Annotated in this window: 18 protein-coding genes; all 18 read left to right on the top strand. The window is 41.7% G+C overall.

Annotation, left to right across the window (positions count from 1 at the left end; all coding sequences use genetic code 11):
* The first annotated feature begins 1 nt into the window (after window position 1).
* The 18 genes from VB083_RS00360 to VB083_RS00275 all read left to right on the top strand — a co-directional run bounded on the left by VB083_RS00360 (window position 2) and on the right by VB083_RS00275 (window position 19760).
* Entirely contained in the window at window positions 2-1408 is a 1407-nt protein-coding gene (locus VB083_RS00360; RefSeq protein ID WP_323401570.1) for a UDP-N-acetylmuramoyl-tripeptide--D-alanyl-D-alanine ligase, read from the top strand.
* On the top strand, window positions 1408-2352 hold the full coding sequence (gene mraY / locus VB083_RS00355) for a phospho-N-acetylmuramoyl-pentapeptide-transferase (RefSeq protein ID WP_323401582.1): 945 nt from the start codon (window positions 1408-1410) through the stop codon (window positions 2350-2352). The genes VB083_RS00360 and mraY overlap by 1 nt, the downstream gene beginning before the upstream one ends.
* 39 nt (window positions 2353-2391) lie before the next feature.
* Window positions 2392-3765, top strand: coding sequence for a UDP-N-acetylmuramoyl-L-alanine--D-glutamate ligase (gene murD, locus VB083_RS00350; RefSeq protein WP_213695294.1), 1374 nt, complete (start codon window positions 2392-2394; stop codon window positions 3763-3765).
* A complete protein-coding gene (locus VB083_RS00345) occupies window positions 3762-4862 on the top strand; it encodes an FtsW/RodA/SpoVE family cell cycle protein (protein WP_213695295.1) in 1101 nt (366 codons plus the stop codon). The genes murD and VB083_RS00345 overlap by 4 nt, the downstream gene beginning before the upstream one ends.
* On the top strand, window positions 4859-5944 hold the full coding sequence (locus VB083_RS00340) for a UDP-N-acetylglucosamine--N-acetylmuramyl-(pentapeptide) pyrophosphoryl-undecaprenol N-acetylglucosamine transferase (protein WP_213701510.1): 1086 nt from the start codon (window positions 4859-4861) through the stop codon (window positions 5942-5944). Before VB083_RS00345 ends, VB083_RS00340 begins: the two co-directional genes overlap by 4 nt.
* A 9-nt stretch (window positions 5945-5953) precedes the next feature.
* Window positions 5954-7360 (top strand): UDP-N-acetylmuramate--L-alanine ligase, encoded by a 1407-nt coding sequence (gene murC / locus VB083_RS00335; protein ID WP_323401581.1) that lies wholly within the window; start codon window positions 5954-5956, stop codon window positions 7358-7360.
* Window positions 7361-7362: 2 nt separating this feature from the next.
* Window positions 7363-8274, top strand: coding sequence for a UDP-N-acetylmuramate dehydrogenase (murB, locus tag VB083_RS00330; RefSeq protein ID WP_213701511.1), 912 nt, complete (start codon window positions 7363-7365; stop codon window positions 8272-8274).
* A gap of 18 nt (window positions 8275-8292) precedes the next feature.
* On the top strand, window positions 8293-9063 hold the full coding sequence (locus VB083_RS00325) for a hypothetical protein (protein WP_323401569.1): 771 nt from the start codon (window positions 8293-8295) through the stop codon (window positions 9061-9063).
* 35 nt (window positions 9064-9098) lie between these two features.
* A complete protein-coding gene (gene ftsA, locus VB083_RS00320) occupies window positions 9099-10412 on the top strand; it encodes a cell division protein FtsA (protein WP_323401568.1) in 1314 nt (437 codons plus the stop codon).
* 22 nt (window positions 10413-10434) lie between these two features.
* Window positions 10435-11598, top strand: a complete 1164-nt coding sequence (gene ftsZ, locus VB083_RS00315) for a cell division protein FtsZ (protein ID WP_213695300.1) — start codon at window positions 10435-10437, stop codon at window positions 11596-11598.
* Window positions 11599-11721: 123 nt separating this feature from the next.
* On the top strand, window positions 11722-12330 hold the full coding sequence (locus tag VB083_RS00310) for an SPOR domain-containing protein (protein WP_213701514.1): 609 nt from the start codon (window positions 11722-11724) through the stop codon (window positions 12328-12330).
* A 29-nt stretch (window positions 12331-12359) separates the two neighbouring features.
* Window positions 12360-13586, top strand: a complete 1227-nt coding sequence (locus VB083_RS00305; protein WP_323401567.1) for a molybdopterin molybdotransferase MoeA — start codon at window positions 12360-12362, stop codon at window positions 13584-13586.
* On the top strand, window positions 13580-15484 hold the full coding sequence (locus tag VB083_RS00300; RefSeq protein WP_323401566.1) for a substrate-binding domain-containing protein: 1905 nt from the start codon (window positions 13580-13582) through the stop codon (window positions 15482-15484). The genes VB083_RS00305 and VB083_RS00300 overlap by 7 nt, the downstream gene beginning before the upstream one ends.
* Window positions 15472-16449, top strand: a complete 978-nt coding sequence (gene moaA, locus VB083_RS00295; protein WP_213701517.1) for a GTP 3',8-cyclase MoaA — start codon at window positions 15472-15474, stop codon at window positions 16447-16449. The genes VB083_RS00300 and moaA overlap by 13 nt, the downstream gene beginning before the upstream one ends.
* A 6-nt stretch (window positions 16450-16455) precedes the next feature.
* Window positions 16456-16947, top strand: a complete 492-nt coding sequence (gene moaC / locus VB083_RS00290) for a cyclic pyranopterin monophosphate synthase MoaC (protein ID WP_213691484.1) — start codon at window positions 16456-16458, stop codon at window positions 16945-16947.
* The gene (locus VB083_RS00285; RefSeq protein WP_213699186.1) at window positions 16944-17765 is read left to right on the top strand and encodes a MogA/MoaB family molybdenum cofactor biosynthesis protein; all 822 of its coding nucleotides are present in this window, start codon (window positions 16944-16946) and stop codon (window positions 17763-17765) included. The genes moaC and VB083_RS00285 overlap by 4 nt, the downstream gene beginning before the upstream one ends.
* Complete coding sequence (gene rapZ, locus VB083_RS00280; protein ID WP_213691486.1) at window positions 17749-18639, top strand: RNase adapter RapZ; 891 nt, start codon at window positions 17749-17751, stop codon at window positions 18637-18639. Before VB083_RS00285 ends, rapZ begins: the two co-directional genes overlap by 17 nt.
* Window positions 18639-19760 carry a gluconeogenesis factor YvcK family protein gene (locus VB083_RS00275; RefSeq protein ID WP_213691487.1) on the top strand — a complete coding sequence of 374 codons (1122 nt, stop codon included), beginning with the start codon at window positions 18639-18641 and terminating at the stop codon, window positions 19758-19760. The genes rapZ and VB083_RS00275 overlap by 1 nt, the downstream gene beginning before the upstream one ends.
* Window positions 19761-19764: the final 4 nt, after the last annotated feature.

Raw genomic sequence — 19764 nt, 5'->3', positions numbered from 1 at the left:
ATTGAAATGGTTGCTATGGAAAGTTTCTGATTTGGCAGAGTCTATAGGCGTTTCATGGTGGGGGGACGACTTAAATTTGCCTGATCTTTTTTGTGTTGATAGCAGAGAGGTTTGTCCTGGTTCTGCCTTTGTAGCTATTCGAGGAAATAATCAAGATGGTCATGATTACATACAAGATGCCTTTAAACGAGGGGCAGTTCTTGTTATAGCAGAAAAAGATCGTTTCTCAAAAAATAATCTAAAAGAAGGGCAAGCCCTTATTGAGGTGGAAAATACAACAACAGATTTGGCTCGAATGGCACAGACGTATCTTTCAGCCTGTTCGCCTGATGAAGTTGTAGCGATAACTGGAAGTGTCGGCAAAACGACAACAAGGGAGCTTCTTAAAAAATGTTTTGAGGGGGCTCCTTTAGTTTATGGAGCTGAAAAGAGTTTTAATACTCTTATAGGATGTTCTCTCACAATTTTAGGCATGCCTGCGGGCACGTCTGTCCTTATCCTCGAAATGGGGACAAACAAACCTGGCGAAATAGAAGAAATGGTACGTTATTTTCCTCCTACAAGGGCTATTATTACTGAGGCTACATCCGCACATCTTGAAGGACTCGGTTCAATAGATGGGGTTATATCTGCGAAAATGGAGATTGCGAAAACGCCAGCTTTGAAAACTCTTATTTACAATGCTGATAACGATAAGCTCGCACATGCTGTTTCTCTTTCTTCAGGGAAGTATCGAAAAATTGGAGTAGGACTTCAAAGGGGTGAAGTTAGAGTTTTAGAAACAACTTTTGACCTCGTTGAGAATTTGCCTCGCTTAAAAACAACGATATCCACTATAGATGGTCATGTAAGTGATATATATAGCGGCTTATGGGGATCGCATAATTCCTTACTCATTGCTTTTGCTTTCGCTGTCTATCTTGAAATGGGATACCCTCGGGAAGAGGCTATAAAAAATTTGGAGACGATGAGTTCTCTTCCTGGACGAGGATGCGTATTTGCAACTCATAGGGGTGCTCTTATTATTGATGATGCTTATAATGCGAATCCATTATCAATGAAGGCTTCTCTTTCTACTTTTGCTTCTCTCGCAGTTGTGGGACGAAAGATAGCTGTGCTTGGAAGCATGAAAGAACTAGGGCTTGACGAAGATCAATTGCACGAAGAAGTGCTGCGAGAGACGTCTTTTCTTGATGCTCTCTTTCTTATCGGAGAGGAATGGCGTTGGGGATGGGAAAAATTACCAGAAATTTTGAGGAATAAGATCGTACTTCTATCTGCTATTCAGCCCTTTGCCAAGGAACTGGCTCAAATGATTGGGAAAGGTGACGCTGTTTTGCTCAAAGGGTCTCATATCCACAACCTTGAAAAAGTTGTATTGATTCTTATGGAGGAAACAGAGTCGTGATGTCGCTATTTCTCTTTGTCATTATTTTGATAAGTAGTGTTATTTTGGAAAAGGATTGGATTCAACGGTCTAGACGTTGGCATATGACACAGGTTCAAAAAGAGTATGGACCTCAACTTCATGTCGAAACGAAAGGAAAAACACCTTCAATGGGTGGCGTTATGTTTCCTGTTGCTTCTTTAATAGCTATAGTTCTTATGACTTTTATGGGCTGGGGTACATGGGGAAATCTTTTAAAACTCTGGGTATTGCCTTGGGGTGCAGCTTTAATTGGTTTTGCTGATGACTGGCTTAAATTTAAAAGTCGATCAAGTGAAGGCCTTTCGAGCCTTTCTAAACTTGCAGCACAAATATTACTTGTTATCCCATGGTCTGCGTTGATTGTTTTAAAGCATGGTATCTTTCTTTGGCCTGGAATGGGGCTCTCTTGGTGGCTTGCTGTTCCATTATTAGCTTTTATAACTATAGGAATGCTTAATGCCGTAAATGTAACAGATGGTCTTGATGGCTTGGCTATCGGAGCAACTATTATCTCCATTATCGCCTTTTTGGTATGGATTTCAGGCGATAATTTGGTGCGTGGGTGTGCTTTAGCAACTCTTGCCATGTGTGTTGCTTTTCTTTGGTATAATGCCAACCCGGCATCTGTTTTTATGGGGGATGTAGGATCACATTTTCTTGCGGGTATTCTTGTAAGTCTTTGTGTATTTAGTAATTTTCTTATAGCCATTGTCCCCTTGGGATTTTTATTTGGTATAGAAATTCTTTCTGTATCCATACAACTTATTGCTATCCATAAGTTTAAGAGAAAAGTTTTCAGAATGAGCCCTTTACATCATCATTTCGAACTTTTGGGATGGAGCGAGAATCAGATTGTTACGCGCTTTTGGCTAATACATAGTATAGGTGCAGTTATATTGATTAGTTTAATCTCTTTGTTATAGATAGAAATTTTCATTGATTAGGTGAAAGAAGGCACAACGATGACAGAGAATATTCAGCCTGTTGAGGGAAAAAATATAACAATTCTTGGTGCTGGAGTGAGCGGAAAGGGACTAGCTCAATTGGCTAAAACTCTTGGCGCGAATGTTTTTGTTACAGAAAAAAAGGATTCACTTCCATTTGGAAGCGAAGAAGAGTTTAAAAGACAGGGAATTCAATGGGAAGTCGGTAAAAATAGTCCCCGAGCCTTGGAAGCAGATTGTATTGTTGTAAGTTCTGGTGTTTCACCAGAAGTTCCGATATTGAAGGAGGCTCGGCAACGTAATATTCCTATCATCGGCGAAATAGATTTTGTGGCGCCACATATTAGAGGGAAAATAATAGGTGTTACGGGAAGTAATGGCAAAAGCACGGTAACAATGCTTTCGGGACATCTCTTGAATAAATATGGTTATAAAACGGCTGTGGCTGGAAATATTGGGAACCCTCTTTCTTTGTATACGAATCAAGATTGGGACTTTGTTGTTGTTGAATTGAGCAGTTTCCAGCTGTATTGGGCTCACCTTTTAAAAAGCCACGTTGCTATTGTTACTAATCTTGCGCCGGATCATATTGATTGGCATGGTTCCTACGAGAAATATATTGAGGCGAAATCAAATCTACTTCATTTACAGAATGCAGGGTGTTGGGCTGTTGTACAGAATAGAGATATTAAGGCTCTTAATGTTCAAAATAGATTGAGTGTTGCTTCTTTATATTGGTATAAAGAAACACCTGTCTTCGAAACAAACGCTTTTATCAGAATGGAAGAAAAGGGTGCCTGGCTTTCTTATGAAAAAGAACAATTACTTTTCGAATATAAAGATGTGCCTCTTATAGGACGACACAATTTAGAAAATGTTGCAATGACAGTTTCTGCTCTTTCTCTTGGCGGGGTAGTTTGTGAGAAAATTCCTGACCAGCTTGTTGATTTTGTCCCTTTGCCTCATAGATGCACTTTTGTTGCAGAGATAAATAGCGTTAGATATATTGATGATTCGAAAGGGACAAATGTTGCAGCAAGCTCAACTGCGCTAGCCTCAATACATGGATCTAAAGTTGTTATTCTTGGAGGACAAGGTAAAGGAGAGGATTATGCACCTCTCGCAGAAGTAGTTAAAAAAGAAGCACGAGTTGCCATAGTGCTTGGAGCAGAAAAAAGAGCGATTGTTTCTGCTTTGGAGAACATTGGTTTTACACAGTGTGTTGAGGTGGAATCAATGGAAGATGCAGTTAAAAGGGCAATGGAGCTAGCTCGTCCCGGAGAGACTGTACTTCTTTCTCCGGCTTGCACAAGTTGGGATATGTACCCGAGTTATAAGAAACGGGGTGAACATTTCCAGCACCTTGTCAAAGCGTATGGAGGATTGTTGTGATCGAAAAAATACCACGCGTAGATCCTCTTTTATGGATCATTCCCCTTGTCCTTAATTGTTTAGGGCTGGTGATGATCGTTTCTCTCACTTCTCAGGAGTCTATGGAAGTGTGGGGATCTCCATTTATTATTGGTTTTAAGCAAGTCCAATGGAGCTTTCTTGGGCTATGTGCCATGTTTACCATGTATTTATTACCGATAAGTGTTTGGAAAAGGATGAGCGCCCCTCTTTGGATTTTAGCTTTTTTTCTTTGCTTTTTAACGCTCATTCCAGGACTAGGGATTGAGGCAGGTGGGGCGAAGCGATGGGTAAGTGTGGGACCTGTTCAGTTTCAGCCCATAGAACTGTTGTCGTTCGCTACAGTTATTCATTTGTCCAAATGTCTATCACGCTCGGAAGAGACGGCTTCTCGGAAATTTTGGTTTATAACTATGGCTATGATTGCTTTTTCTGCGCTTCCGTTGGTTATGCAGCCTGATATAGGCGGCATGCTTCTATTATCAATTATTTGCATGGGAGTGCATGTAGAAAGTCAGGGATGGGGATATCCTCTTATTGTCGGAACAGGGGGGCTGGCACTTCTTTTCCCCGTCATTATAAAAGAAAGTTATCGTTTCCGTAGATATGTTGCATTTTTAGATCCATGGAAAGAACCTTTAGATAGTGGATTTCAGGTTATACAGGGGCTTGTAGCTTTCGCTAATGGAGGGCTTATTGGTGTAGGTGTTGGGAAAGGACTACAAAAAATGAACTATCTTCCTGCTGCTCATACGGACTATATTTTTGCGGCAATAGGGGAAGAATTTGGCTTTATAGGAACGTTTCTAGTTGTTTTTCTTTTTGCGTTCTGGACGTGGAGATGTTATAGAGTCTATAGAAATACTTCTGACTTTTTTATGAGAACGCTTCTATGGGGGCTTGTAATTTCTGTTTTGTTGCCCTTTTTTATTAATGTCGGCGGTGTAACGAAGTTGATGCCATTAACCGGTATGCCGTTGCCATTTGTGAGCTATGGGGGAAGTTCCTTGCTCATGATGTGGGTGCGAGCAGGCCTTATTGTTCGCATAACGAAAGAGATAGTAGGTGTACAGTCATGAAAAAAGCAGTTTTTGTGGCAGGAGGAACAGGAGGACATATTTTCCCAGCTGTTTCATTAGGTAATTGGATGAAAGAAAATATCGATAACCCTGTCGATATTACGTATATATGTGGATCAAGACTTTTGGAAAGAGAAATATATAAAGGTTGCGGGATAACTCCTGAAATTTTGCCGGTTGAAGGTTCTCCTCTTGGAATATTAAAGATGAGAAAAATCATTCATCGCACGTTGAGCCTTTTTTCGGCCTTTTTTAAGATGTTGCGTTTTTTGAGAAAAGATCGGCCGGATGTGTGTGTTCTTTTTGGAGGATATGTTTCTTTTCCTCCGATGTTAGCATGTTTGCTTTGCAAAGTTCCTGTAATAATTCATGAACAAAATTCTATAGCTGGTAAAGTGACACGAATAGCGAAAAAGCTTGGAATTCCAATCCTTGCGGGATGGACAGAGTGCTATCCTCTGGGAAAAAGTAAATTTAATCACGTAGGAATTCCAATTCGAAGATTTAAAATAGTTGACCGTGAGGAAGCTTGGAGTAAACTAGATACAGGGGTAGCTTTTCCGAAAGGCCCTATCGTTGGTGTATTAAGTGGATCTCTTACAAGTACCCCTCTCTTTCAAACAATATGTGAATTAGCAAAAGAGTCTGATCTTAACGATGTAACTTTTCTTGTCGTAGGCGGTAAGGGACGTTGCTTTGGAACAGATACCATTGTGGCAGTTGAAAGACAGTGGGATATGTCTATAATCTATTCGGTTGTAGATACTGTCATAGCGAGAGCAGGGGCATCTACCCTTGCGGAATTAATGGTTCTCGGTGTTCCTTCTCTTATCGTTCCGTGGCGTGGCGCTTCTGATGGCCACCAAGAGAGGAATGCAGCCTTATTTGAACAAATGACTGGAAATATTGTGTGGGATGAACATGCGTCCAAGCATGAACTTAAACAACATCTCATAGACTGTATAACAAAAGCTCACGATTGCATGAGGCTTAACGGGAGACGACCAGATAGTTATGAGAGTAACAGCAGTAAAAGGATCTGGGACGTTTTAATCTCGTTGACGCGAAGGGAGAGTCTGTAATTGGACTTAATGATAACAAATCTGAAAGGTATTAATCGAATTCATCTCATGGGGATAGGCGGAGCTGGTATGAGCGGACTCGCCCTCTTGCTGAAAGATCTTGGGTACGATGTAAGCGGGTGTGATATGAATTGGACATCCTATGTTGATAAAGTTATTCGAGATAATATCGGTTTTATGCTCCGTCATGGGAAAGAACATTTAGACGAGTTTTCTCCCGATCTTGTTATCTATAGCAGCGCAATTCCAGAAGATAATGAGGAGCTTGTTGAGGCACGAAATAGAGGAATTCGTACAGCTAAGAGAGGCGAAGTTCTGAGTTGGATTTTTGATGCTCAGTATGGAATAGGAATAGCGGGGACCCACGGAAAAACAACTACTTCTTCCATGATTGCTCTTATATTAGAACAGTCAGGGTTAAGCCCGACGTTGGCTATTGGAGGAGAGCTTTGTGACATTGGGGTAAATGCGAAACTGGGAGAAGGCCCTTATATGGTAGCAGAGCTTGATGAAAGTGATGGATCTTTTGAAGGTTTCCACCCTAATATAGCGGTTTTAACAAATGCCGATTGGGATCATGTCAATCACTATCCTACCTTTGAGAGTGTAATAGAGGCCTTTGGCAGATTTTTAGTCAATCCTAAAGATGATGGTGTTGTTGTCCTCTGTGGAGAGGATGTTGGGTTATCGCGAATTTTGGACCAAAACCATCTTAAAAATGACGTAATAACATATGGATGGGGTAACGCCTGGGATTGGGGTGCATATAACGTAGAACATGTTCCAGGTGGTGGCGTTTCTTTTTCTGTTACCAAGAATGGTAAATTTGTCGATGAGGTAGAGTTATCTGTATCGGGAGATCACAATATTATGAATGCCTTGGCTGCTTGTGTTGTTGCAGATCGTCTTGAAGTTCCATTCCCGATGATAAAAAAGACATTAAAAACGTTTAGAGGTGCTAAACGTCGTTTGCAATATATAGGTTCTGCTAATGGACTTGATGTTTACGATGATTATGGGCATCATCCTCGTGAAGTGGCTGCAACTCTCAATGCCTTGTCGCAGATGTTCCCAGATAGACGACTTAATATTGTTTTTCAACCCCATCGCTTTACTCGAACAGCTGCAATGTATAAGCAATTTGCAGATGTCCTTTCTCAAACAGACAGACTCTTTTTACTTCCTGTCTATCCTGCAGATGAGGAACCTCTTGAAGGCGTAGATTCTAATCTTATTTATACGGAATTACAACTTAGAGAATATAAAAACTGTGTTCTCTGTTCGGATATGTATGATGCTGTGGCCTTATTGAAAGAATCAACACATGAAGGAGATGTTGTCGTAACTGTTGGAGCTGGAGATGTTCCAGCAGTAGGAGAAATGTTGCTAGAGGAACTTGAGAAGCGAGTGGTTTAAAAATGAATCAAAGGGGCGTTACGTTTTTAGAAAAGGAAGTAGCAGGACAGGTCAAAAGTAGCTTTCCCCTTTCATCCTTAACGACATTGGGAGTGGGGGGAATAGCGGAAGTTTGCGTCTGGCCTTCTTGTGTACGCGATCTTATAACGCTTTCATCCTTAAAAGAAGAGAGCCCTGTTCGTATTATAGGAGGGGGCAGCAATCTTATTATCCATGATGGAATAATAGGAGGAGTAGTTGTTTGTACAAAGTATCTTTCGTCTTTCTCAGTGATAAGAGAAACAGATAAAGCGTTAATAACAGTAGAAGCAGGGGTTCCTCTTGCGCAACTTGTTAACTTTGGATTGAAATATGGCTTTGCGGGTTTAGAGTTTGCCGTGGGTATACCAGGTACATTAGGAGGGGCTTTGATTGGCAATGCCGGTGCACAGGGAGAGGCAATCTCAGATCTTTTGCAGTGGGTTGAGGTTGTTGATGAGCACCATCAGATCAGACGCTTAGATAAAAATGATATTTCTTGGGGATATCGTTATTCTCAGTTTAAGGAGCTCCATCACACTATAGCTTCTTGTTGCCTTATTATGGAAGCTGTTCCCCTGACTATTATCAGGGCTAGAACAGACGAATTTTTAAAAATGCGAAGTGCCCAACCGCATGGCTATAAAAGTGCAGGGTGTATTTTTAAGAACCCAGAAGGAACAAGTGCCGGAAAACTTTTGGATCAATGTGGGTGCAAAGGGCTAAAGGTTGGTGGAGCAGTGGTCTCTGAGGCCCATGCTAACTTCATACTTAATACAGGGGACGCTACGGCAACAGACGTATTGGCCTTGATTGAAAAGTGCCGTAAAATAGTTTTTGAGGAAACGGGTTATCTTTTAGAGCTCGAAGTTCAGCTTTTTTCGAGCTTGGAGTAGTGGGCAAGGGTGTTACGAGTGAAGCGGCTGCTTTTACTCCTATCTCTTTTAATGGGAATAGTTTATTGCATAGAAACTAATTTCTTGCTGCTCTCAGCGAAACATATCAAGTTGGAGCTTCCTGATCCTTATTCAGAACAGGTTTTTTGGAGCCATTTTAATTCTGATAATTTGCGTTTTTTCCCTGTTGTCTTTTTTTCGAGGGATGAGGTTATAGAAAAGATAGAACGAGAGATTCCTGTATATTTTAATATTAATATATATTCATTGAAAGAGATATACGTTTCAGCACGTCCACTTAATGTTTGGATTGTGCTTGTTCAGAAGGGAACCCATTGGTATTTATCAGAAGATGGTCGTATATGGGATGGTAAAAGTGTAGCGAGCAACTTCATTTATGGCGATCTTGTCCAAGCAGGTGTTCCTGTATGGCATTTAAATGAAAACTTTCCAATTCCTATTGATGGCATAGAAGAAAAGGGACGCTCTGTTTTTCGAAGTGCTCTTCCTCTCGATTCTTTGAAACAGTGGGTTGATGAAATAGAAAAAAATAGCTGGGGCGCGCCTATTAATAAAGTTAAGTTTGGTAGAAAAGCGGGTAGCTACAGCTTTGTAATTGAAGTAAAATGGAAGAAACGTTTAGTAAGCATTCTTCTTGATGAAGATACACAGCGGTGGCCTATCATTTCCAGAGCGTTGCCTAAAGTAATGAAAGATTTACCAGAAGGAAATGAGATGGTAGAGATAGATACAACCTATGGAGATAAGATAGTAGTTCGAACATTATAAAAGCTGATTGATTGTACGAAGGGAGCGGGAATAAAATGTACACAGAGCCAGAAATAATAGTGGGGCTGGATCTAGGTACGAGTAAGATAGCTGTTGTTGTCGCGGAAAGGGATTCCCGTTTCCAGGATGCCCAAATTATAGGTGTTGGTTATGCTCCTTCTTTGGGTATTCGCAAGGGACTTATTGTAAATCTGGAACAAGCGGTGCAGGCTGTTCGTATGGCCGTTCAAGATGCTGAAAAAATGGTGGGTTTCGAAATAGATGAAGCTACTGTAGCTTTCAGTGGTATAGACGCAACAAGTGTTACATCGCGAGGAATGGTTTCTTTAGGTCGTGTTCCCCGACAAGTTGGCGTCCAAGACATAGAACGGGTTATTGAAGCTGCACAAAGTGAGCTCGCAGTTCCTTCCAATAGAGTGACACTCCATACGATTCCAGTAAAATATTCCCTTGACGGAAACAGCGGCATTGATGATCCTCTTGGTATGACGGGAATACGCTTAGAGATAGAGTTACAGTCTGTAATCGTTCCCACATCAGTATTACAGAATATAATTAATTGTGTTGAAAGTGCGGGAATTACTGTCAATGGTCTCGTTATTAAATCATTAGCAAGCGCTCTTGGTTCGCTTACTGATGAAGAGACACGAACTGGGGCTGTTTCTCTTTGTATCGGTGGAGGAACGACGGGAGTTGCGCTCTTTGCCGATGGGCGTCCTGTCCGGTTGGCGGTTATACCTATAGGTGGAGATCATATTACGAATGATTTAGCCTATGTTTTAAAGATACCTATTAGTAAAGCAGAAATGATAAAACAGCAGATTTCTCTTCTTTCTGACGAAAATGAAGACGCTATAGAAGTGGAAACGCGAGGAAGGACAAAAGTTCTCAATGTTCCCGATGCAATAGATGTTATTTCGTGTCGTTTAGAGGAACTTTTTACAGAACACGTTTCAAAAAGTTTGGCAGATCAGAGTGTTCATATGTTCCCGGCAGGTATTGTCCTTTCTGGCGGTGTTGCTAAAACAGGAGGAATTGAGATTTTTACGACAGAGGTGCTCAATCTTCCAGTTCGTATCGCTGAACCTCTTGATAGTTTTCAGATGCCTCCTGGACGTAATGATTGCGAGTACACAACTTCATCAGGAATCATTAGGTATATTATAAATAAAGAGCGTAATCCTTATAGGTATATCGAAGCGCCAATTGAGGTTCTTCGATCGGGAGGTGTATCCGCTTACGTGGCGGCTCAAAGAGGAGGACACCAGAGAAACACAAAAAGCGCGAACGGAGAAGGCTTTCGCCATTTCCTCGAGATGGTGAAGAAATCGATGAAAGAACTTTTCTGACTTATAGCGGGGTGGATACGGAATGGAGCATGTATTTCAGATAGACAATGCGACACGGCCTAATAGAGAAAACATTAAAGTTATCGGAGTTGGCGGTGGCGGTGGAAATGCATTAAATCATATTATACGAAGTGGAATAGATGGGGTCGAATTTATCGCTGCAAATACGGATATGGCTGCATTGGGCCTTTCTGAGACTAAAACTAGAGTTATTTTAGGTAGAGAACTTACTCGTGGATTAGGTGCAGGTGCAGATCCAGATGTAGGTTCAGGTGCTGCGAAAGAATCTATTGAAGAAATTCGTCAACTTGTAACAGGTGCCGATATGGTCTTCCTTACAGCTGGAATGGGTGGTGGAACAGGTACGGGAGCTACCCCTGTTATAGCGGAAGTAGCTAAAGAAACAGGAGCTCTTGTTGTTGCTGTTGTGACCAATCCATTTTCCTTTGAAGGACGAAAACGAAAAAGTCATGCAGAACAGGGTGTAAGTTTCTTAAAAGAAAAAGTAGATGCATTGCTGGTTGTTGAAAACGATAGACTTCTTGAAATAGCTGACAAAAAGACAGGGTTGACCGAGGCCTTTAAACTGGCTGATGAAGTTTTGCGTCAGGCAGTACAAGGTGTAACAGACCTTATCTTAAAACCCAGTCTTATAAACGTGGACTTCGCAGACGTAAGGACAGTTATGAAAAATGCGGGCTCTGCTATTATGGGGATAGGAGAAGGACACGGAGATAGTAGAGCAGAAATGGCAGCAAAAGCAGCTATTAATAGCCCTCTTATGTCGACTCCTATGGATGGAGCCAAAGGTATTCTCTTTAATATAACTGGCGGAAGCGATATTGGAATTCATGAAATTCAGCAAGCTGCAGAAGTTATAAAAGGAAAAGCTGACGAAGATGCCACCGTAATTTGGGGGCATACAATTGATGATACGATGGAAGATCGTCTGAGAATAACGGTTATCGCTACAGGTTTTTCTTCGGGAAAAGGACAAAAAAGCGTACCTAAATCTGTCAAAAGCGTGACCGCTAACAAAACAGTTTCTCGGTCAACAAATGTTGTTTTAGAAGAAGCAGAGGTAGTTTCTGCTCCCGAGGAAGATCTTTTTACAATGAGCGGTGTCCCTAAGAATACATACGATATCCCTTCTATCATTAGGAGGTCTCAACGGTCATCAAAATAGCCCTCGTCAAAAGGGATATGTGAGTTCATTAGAATTGCGGAACTATACAAAACGGGCGGGGGTCTCTTTCTGATGGCTCTTGCTCGTTTTCTTATTGAGATTTAAATATTAGGAGGTTTTTTCATGTCAGCACGAGAGAATCGCAGACAGAGAGATAAAAAGCCTATGTTGCCCTTTGGAGATTTAATGCTTCCTATAATTGGTCTCATAGCAGTGGGGCTTTTAATTGTAGGGGTAAAATTTTTCTTTTTATCTGAACCGGCACGGGAACCGCATAAGCCAGTTGTTGTTCAAGAAAGTCCGGCGCCTTCGCAGGAGAGCGTACCAGTTGCAGCTGCGCCTGTTGCTTCTTCTCCAGCACCTGCTGTGCCAGAGCAGGTAGCAGCTCCCGTTACGGCTCAGCCTAATTCTGAAGGAACGGCAAAGACAACTACAGCAGCTACAAGTATAGTGGCTACTACAACGGAGCAGACAGAAAAGGTTGCACCACCAACAGGTAATAGCAACTGGGGCGTTCAGATTGGTTCTTTCAAAAGTTCAGATGCGGCAAATCGATTGAAAACAAAAGTATCTAAAGAAGGGTATAATGCTTTTGTATCCAAAGCTGTTGTAAAGAATAGTACGTATTATAGAGTTACGGTATCGGCAGGTAATCAGCGGAATGAAGCCGATAAGTGTGCAGCTCAATTAAAACAAGCAGGGTACCCTATCTTGGTCGTGCGTTTGCAATAATTTAATGAAGTAATTAAAGGAGTGACGATATGTCAGGTTTTGTAACAGATCTATCGAATCGCTTCGAGAGTATTAGTAGAGTTTCAGAGGTCCTACGTTTTCCGTGGGACCTTTCTTTTAGCTACAAAGACGTTCAAACCTCTTTGGGAAATATCGTAGCCAAAGATATTTTTTCCACTGTTATCTCTCCTCCGTATACGCGAAGTTTAAGAGATGGTTACGCTGTACAAAGCGAAGATATTTCAGGCGCTTCTTCTTCCTCTCCCGTTTATTTAAAGCTTGTGGGAGAAATTCCTATGGGGCAACTTCCGTTTCGGCCCCTTCATGCTGGTGAGGCAATGATTATTCACACAGGTGGAATTCTTCCTGAGGGAGCTGATAGCGTTGTTATGCTTGAATATACGGCAGAGAGCGGACCATGGGTAGAAGTACGCAAGGCAGCACAGCAAGGAGAACATGTGATTTTTAAGGGAGAAGAACTACGGACGGGGGAAAAGGTTTTGTCTCGTGGAGACCTCGTATCCTTTAAAAATTTGGGTATATTGGCGACTATGGGGCAAATATCAGTACCTTGTCTTGAACTTAGAATAGGCATTTTAAGTACAGGTGACGAAATTGTAGATATTTCTTCACCCAATCTCCCTCCAGGATGCATTAGAGATGTTAACAGTTGGTCATTATGGGGGTTACTCTCCGTTCAGGGTTTTCATGTTTCGCGATTAGGAATAATAAAAGATAAAAAAGGCGACCTTGAAAAGGCTATCCATGAAGCCCTAAATTCATTTGAAGTCCTTCTTGTTAGCGGAGGTTCTTCTGTAAGTGTCAGAGATTATTGTTCGGAAATATTAGAAACACTCCCTGACCCAGGACTAATTGTGCGTGGCGTGCGGATGAGCCCTGGCAAACCAGTCTTGATAGCTGGGTCGCTTCAAGAGAGGAAACTGGTTATGGGGCTTCCTGGCCATCCCCTTTCTTGTATGGTTGCAGCAAAGGTCTTACTTCTTCCCCTTCTGAATCGACTTATAGGTACTCAGATACAGCAAAGCTCATTTCTTTTAGAAACGACAACCGATATTATAGGTTCTACCGGCATCGAAAAGTTTTATCCGGCTATTCTTACTAATTCTTCAGTAGCTCCTTTATCTGCAAAATCTGGCTATGTTGGAATCTTAAAGGAATCCAGCGGACTTATACGATTAGATGAAAGTGTAGAAACAGTACGGCGAGGAGAGAAGGTGGAATTTATACCATGGTAAAGGATTGGAAAGAGCACATCCCCATGGAAGAAGCATGGTCGATTCTAAAAGAAACTTTTTCTCGAATAAAGAGAAAGAGAGACTTATCTGTCGATGTTTGTACGAATTACATATTAGCCGAAGATATTTGTTCAAGAAGAAACGTTCCTCATTTCAGTGCTTCTGCTGTGGATGGTTATGCCCTGGCCACGAAAAAAACCGCTACCGCGAGTATAGCTACGCCCGTTCATCTCGCACAGAGTGAGTACGAATGGGTTAATACGGGTGCGGAAGTTCCTCTTCAATATGATGGAGTTCTCATGATTGAAGATTCGTCATTAGAAGATAAAAATCTAGTAGTCTACAAAACGCTCTCAACTGGAGATAACATACGTCCCGTTGGAGAAGATGTGGCTTCTGGACAGATTATTGCTCGAGAGGGAGATTATATCTCTCCGCCGTTAGCAGCGCTTTTTCTTGCTGCCGGGTATTCGTCTGTTCCCGTATGGGATGTGCCTAAAACTCTTTTTATTCCTACTGGAGATGAGATTGTCTCTGGTGTAGATTGGCTCAGAAAGGGTGCTGTCTCAGGTAAAGTTGTCGAAAGCAATTCAACAATGCTGAAAGGGTATTTTTATCGTTGGGGGTTTCCTCTTGATATTGTGGAACCTCTACCTGACGATCCGAAAATTATTCGTGACACTGTTCTTCAAAACGTTGAAAAGTACGATCTCATTCTTATTGGTGCAGGATCGGCAAAAGGAAAGAAAGATTACACGTCTCAAATTTTATCTGAAGAAGGAAAGATGCTTTTCCATTGGTTACTAATGAAACCTGGCAGACCGGCAATGGCTGCAAATGTGAAGGGGACACCTATTATTGATTTGCCAGGATTTCCCATGTCAACTGCAGTGGTTGCTTGGTCTCTTGTTTATCCTCTTCTTAAGCTCTTATCAGAGGGCGATTTTGATGAAAACATAGTGCTTAAAGAAGCCCTAAACGCAAAAGAAGAGATAATGGAACTCCTTGCGCCATGCTCATCTGTTCCAGGTCGTAACGAATGGCTTCGGGTCAAGGCTGTATCCTTGCATGGAAAGAAAAAATTTTTTCCTCTTTCTTCTGGATCGAGTACAATGTGGGCTATGTCTGAAGCTGATGGTTTTGTTTTATTATCTCGGTCTGTGGCAGAGTGTCCAATTGGAACTGAACTAGTAGTTTGGTTAACTCGCAAAATAGATTGGAATCGTCGTCTTCTCTTTCAAGGATCTAACGACCCAGCTTTCGAACGCTTGGGTTCATATATTCGAAGACGAGGGGGAGAACTTGTATATCGTTCTGTTGGTAGTCTCGGAGGGCTCTCCGCTTTATCGAGAGGGGAATGTCATATTGCTGCATGTCACCTTCTTGATCCTGAAAATGGAACATATAATGATTCATATATAGAAAAACTCTCTCAGGGGAAAACGTGGATACGACGTTTGCTCTTTTTCCGACAACAGGGGTTACTTGTGAAGAAGGGGAATCCACTTGAAATTTTTGATATCAAAGATATTGCAGAAAAACAGGCACGTTTTATTAATCGTCAGCCAGGTGCAGGAACTCGCGTCCTTCTCGATGCCCTCTTGAGGGAGAATGGAATGAAAACGAAGGAAATTAATGGATATACTATTCAAGCAACGACTCATTTTGATGCTGCAAATCGTATTGCAGCTGGAGTTGCTGATGTGGCTTTAGGGATAAAAGCTGCTGCTGATGCTTTGAACCTTGATTTTATCCCCATAACAGAAGAACCGTATGAATTAGTCTATCCTGCGGAATATGAAAATCACCCTTGTCTCTTGGCTCTCCTCGATGCTCTAAATGATTCCCAATGGAAACTGCAGGTAGAAGAGCTGGGAGGCTATCGATGGAACTCTTAAAAGATCCCTTTGGAAGGATCTTACATTATATTCGAATTTCTGTGACGGATCGTTGCAATTTCAGGTGTCAATATTGCATGCCTAAAGATGGAGTATCATGGATAGACCATGGGCGTATTCTTCGATACGAAGACTTACTCTTCTTATGCCATGTTTTGAAAGATATGGGAGCTCAAAAAATCAGATTTACTGGGGGGGAGCCTCTAGTTAGAAAAGATTTTACCCTTTTCCTTAAAAAAGTAAGAGAGATGTTCCCATCAATGACACTCTCTTTGACAACCAATGGATCATTATTAGCTCCTTTAGCAGAAGATTTACTTTCTTTAAATCTGGAGAGTATCAATATTAGTCTTGATACGTTAAATCCCGAACGATTCAAGATGATAACATGTACTGGAAGTCTTAGCGAGGTAATACAAGGAATACAATCTGTAGCTGGACGTTCTAAAACTAAAGTTAAACTCAATACTGTTTTAATGCGAGGGATAAATGATCATGAGATTACAGAGCTTCTGGCTTTTGCATTAAAAGAAAACCTTTTACTTCGCCTTATAGAGTTTATGCCTCTTGATGGTGGGGTATGGAGCAAGGAACGTTTTATATCAGCAGATGATATTATACAATCTCTTCCGGAATCTGAACTTTGGAGAGAGGAAGCGTCAGAAGAAGCTATTAACGCAGGGCCTGCCCGATATTTAATCAATGAAGCTACCGGACAACGTTTAGGTATTATTGCTGCCGTGTCTCATCATTTTTGTGCTTCTTGTAACCGTCTTCGCATTACATCGGAAGGAGAAGTTTTGCCGTGCCTTTTTAGTGGCAAAGGAGTTGAAATACGGGATGCATTGCGTTCCAGAGATGAAGAGAAGACACGACAAGGTATTATTAAAGCCATTCGGCAAAAACCTCGTCGTTGGCTTGATATAGAATCTGGAAAAGAGCATATGTTTAGGATTGGAGGGTAATGGATAATGAAGACTTTTTCTCATCTTGATGAATTTGGTCATCCTCGCATGGTTGACGTGGGAGGTAAAAAAGTCACATTGAGGGAAGCACGTGCAGAGGGAGTCGTTCTTTTACCTTCTACGATACGAGATGCTCTTATTGCTGGAACGACAGAAAAGGGAGACGTACTGAAAATAGCAGAAATTGCTGGTATTATGGCTGTTAAGAAAACGTCAGATCTTATTCCTCTTTGCCATAATATAAGTCTTAACAAGGTGGATGTTCATTGCGAACTGATCGCTGAAGAAAGTCAAGTAAAGATAACATCCGTTGTTGCTGCAAAAGAAGTAACGGGAGTAGAGATGGAAGCATTGACGGGAGTGATGGTGGCAGCTCTAACTGTTTACGATATGTGTAAGGGTATTGATAAAGGTATGATAATACATAATATTCGATTGCTTCGAAAAAGTGGAGGCAAAAGTGGCGATTATCACTCGCCAGAGGGGGAACATGAATGAAACTTCTTGGAATTCTTAACAAAGATGATCATAGAGAGTACGGGATATGCTATGTCAATATGCGTGCTGACGGCTCATCTTCAATAAATGGAAATATATCAGATATTCTCATAACAAAGCCTGGATTGCTTCCTGAGATTCAAGGAGCGGCCTTTGTCCTGAGGGCTTCTCTTGACCAGGATTTGGAAGTGGGTAACATTCTTGCTTTCTCGGAAAGTGACGTTATTTTGCGTGTAGATGCAGAAGAGGCTCCTTCTCTATGGAAGCTTTCTGTTCAGCAGGGAGGCTTTATCTCTGTCTCTTCAGATATCCAAATGTGGAAACCACTTCATGTTGGAATTTTGACAGTAAGCGATAAGGCTAGCCAGGGGTTGCGAGAAGATACTGCCGGTCCGGCTTTGGCAAAGGCTGTCTCTCGTATTGGGGGGATTGTTGAGAAACAATATATACTCCCTGACGAGCAGAGTGAAATTGAAAAATTGTTGTGTAAATGGGTGGACGAAGCAGATTTGCATGTCATTCTTGTCACTGGCGGAACAGGTCTTTCTAGTCGAGATGTTACTCCAGAAGCTCTGGAATCTATTGCTGATAAGATAATTCCAGGGATAGGTGAATTTATGAGAAGTCGCACTGTCTATTACACTCCTCGTTCTATCCTTTCTCGGGGACTGGCTGTTACGAGAAAGAAAAGCTTGATCATAGCTGTACCAGGAAGCCAAACGGGGGCAGAAGAGTGTTTCGAAGCTGTGGCGCCTGTAATACGGCATGGGGTTGAAATTCTTCGGGATTGGGAGAAAGAATGTGGACATAAAAAATAATAGCGTTCAGCGCTGTCTTATTATTACGGGAATGTCTGGGGCTGGAAAATCTACGGCCTTAAATATTCTTGAAGATCAGGGTTTTTTTGCGATTGATAATATTCCTCCGGCATTGCTTCCTCAGCTTATGGGGTTGTTGTCGCAACATCGTGGAGCAGTGCAAGAAGGACTAGTTGCTGTCGTGGATATTCGTGGAGAACGTCTTTTGAACGATCTATTTTCTATTGTGGATGCTTTAAAGAGATCTATCTCCTTAGTTCAGGTGCTTTTTTTGGATTCATCGAATGAGAGCCTTGTTCGCCGTTTCGAAACGACACGTCGTCGTCACCCATTGGGGGATCATATCCCTATATTAGAAGGAATTCAACGTGAACGTATTTTGTTGGCCCCTGTCAGAGAGTATGCTGATGTAGTTCTTGACACATCTGGACTCTCTATCCGAGAGCTTAAAGAACGACTTATTTCTGAATTTATTCGGACTGAAGCATCATCTTCTGTCGTTTTTTCTTCTTTTGGATTTAAATACGGAATTCCCCAAGATAGTGATTTTGTATTGGACGTTCGCTTTTTAGTCAATCCACACTATGTCCCCCATCTGCGTCCGCTCAACGGTAAAGATTTAAATGTACAAAGCTATATTTTATCTTCAGATGAAACACAGCTTTTTTTAACTCGTTGTTACGAGTTTTTTGATTTTCTTATTCCCGTTTATTTGGCTTCGGGAAAATCACCGTTTCATATAGCCGTGGGCTGTACTGGAGGGCAACATCGTTCAGTGGCGACGGTCGAATGGCTCGCAAAGCATTTTAAGGAACAGAATGTACGATGCACAATTCGTCATAGAGATATAAATCGGAGTCAGGTGCGAGAGTAATGGATTGGCGCGTAGCATATTTTTTAGGATTACTTACTGCTTTTTTAACGATTTTTGTTCTTTCTTGGAAGGATAGATGGCCAGGGTTTCTACGCTCATCCCCTGTCAAAACTGATGTTATGGCGAGGGTAGTAGAGTATCGACTTTCTATGGGACCTCATATTGTTGCTTTAGGAGGAGGAACTGGTCTTTCTACTCTTCTTAAAGGATTAAAATCTTTTACTCGTAATATCACAGCAGTAGTTACTGTAACTGATGAAGGCGGGAGTTCTGGGCGCTTACGCCAAGAATGGGGAGTTCTCCCTCCTGGTGATGTTCGAAACTGTATTGTCGCTTTAGCTGAAAACGATAATGCCCTTCGGAATATACTTGATTTCCGCTTTGATCGGGGCGATCTTTCCGGTCATAGCCTTGGAAACCTTATCTTGCTTGCTGTAACTGAAATATCGGGAGATTTTCGTCTTGCTGTCGAGGAAATGAACCATCTTCTTGCTATCAGAGGCAGAGTTTTACCTGTAACCACAGAAGCGGTCTCCCTTGTTGCAGAGATAGAAGATGGTCAACTTCTTCGAGGAGAATTAGAAATATCATCGTGCAGATGTGGTCAAAAGGTTAAACGAATATGGCTTGAACCCTCCGATCCCCAGCCATTACCTGATGTAATTAGAGCTATTGATGAAGGGGATCTTATCGTTTTAGGGCCAGGTAGTCTTTTCACAAGTGTTTTACCGAATCTGTTGCTTCCCAAAATAGCACAGAAAATACAAGAATCGCCTTTGCCCAGAGTGTATGTTGCTAATTTAATGTCTCAGCCTGGAGAAACCGATGGTATGAACGTAGTGGAACATGTGGAATGGATCGAAAAGATACTTGGAATCGCTCCTAATTTTATCGTTGTTAACAATGGTTCCATTCCTGCACCTTTTTTAGAGGCATATTTGAAAGAAGGGGCTATCCCGTTATATTTGGATGATTCTCAAAGAGAGATACTGCTTGAAAAAAACTGCCAGATAATAGAAAGCAATTACGTAAAGGTCTACGAGGGATCGGTTGTACGTCATGATAGTCAGGCGCTCTCCGAGACGCTGATGCGAATATGTAGAGATATGAAAGAAGTGTAATAAT

It is taken from the genome of Aminobacterium sp. (genome assembly GCF_034926885.1).
GTDB lineage: Bacteria > Synergistota > Synergistia > Synergistales > Aminobacteriaceae > Aminobacterium.
This window is presented reverse-complemented; position numbering and strand designations above follow the sequence as displayed.

Excerpts from the sequence above, each read along its gene's own strand:
- mraY (WP_323401582.1), top strand. The coding sequence starts at position 1,408 with ATGTCGCTATTTCTCTTTGTCATTATTTTGATAAGTAGTGTTATTTTG.
- murD (WP_213695294.1), top strand. The coding sequence starts at position 2,392 with ATGACAGAGAATATTCAGCCTGTTGAGGGAAAAAATATAACAATTCTT.
- VB083_RS00340 (WP_213701510.1), top strand. The coding sequence starts at position 4,859 with ATGAAAAAAGCAGTTTTTGTGGCAGGAGGAACAGGAGGACATATTTTC.
- murC (WP_323401581.1), top strand. The coding sequence starts at position 5,954 with ATGATAACAAATCTGAAAGGTATTAATCGAATTCATCTCATGGGGATA.
- murB (WP_213701511.1), top strand. The coding sequence starts at position 7,363 with ATGAATCAAAGGGGCGTTACGTTTTTAGAAAAGGAAGTAGCAGGACAG.
- ftsA (WP_323401568.1), top strand. The coding sequence starts at position 9,099 with ATGTACACAGAGCCAGAAATAATAGTGGGGCTGGATCTAGGTACGAGT.
- ftsZ (WP_213695300.1), top strand. The coding sequence starts at position 10,435 with ATGGAGCATGTATTTCAGATAGACAATGCGACACGGCCTAATAGAGAA.
- VB083_RS00310 (WP_213701514.1), top strand. The coding sequence starts at position 11,722 with ATGTCAGCACGAGAGAATCGCAGACAGAGAGATAAAAAGCCTATGTTG.
- VB083_RS00305 (WP_323401567.1), top strand. The coding sequence starts at position 12,360 with ATGTCAGGTTTTGTAACAGATCTATCGAATCGCTTCGAGAGTATTAGT.
- VB083_RS00300 (WP_323401566.1), top strand. The coding sequence starts at position 13,580 with ATGGTAAAGGATTGGAAAGAGCACATCCCCATGGAAGAAGCATGGTCG.
- moaA (WP_213701517.1), top strand. The coding sequence starts at position 15,472 with ATGGAACTCTTAAAAGATCCCTTTGGAAGGATCTTACATTATATTCGA.
- moaC (WP_213691484.1), top strand. The coding sequence starts at position 16,456 with ATGAAGACTTTTTCTCATCTTGATGAATTTGGTCATCCTCGCATGGTT.
- VB083_RS00285 (WP_213699186.1), top strand. The coding sequence starts at position 16,944 with ATGAAACTTCTTGGAATTCTTAACAAAGATGATCATAGAGAGTACGGG.
- VB083_RS00275 (WP_213691487.1), top strand. The coding sequence starts at position 18,639 with ATGGATTGGCGCGTAGCATATTTTTTAGGATTACTTACTGCTTTTTTA.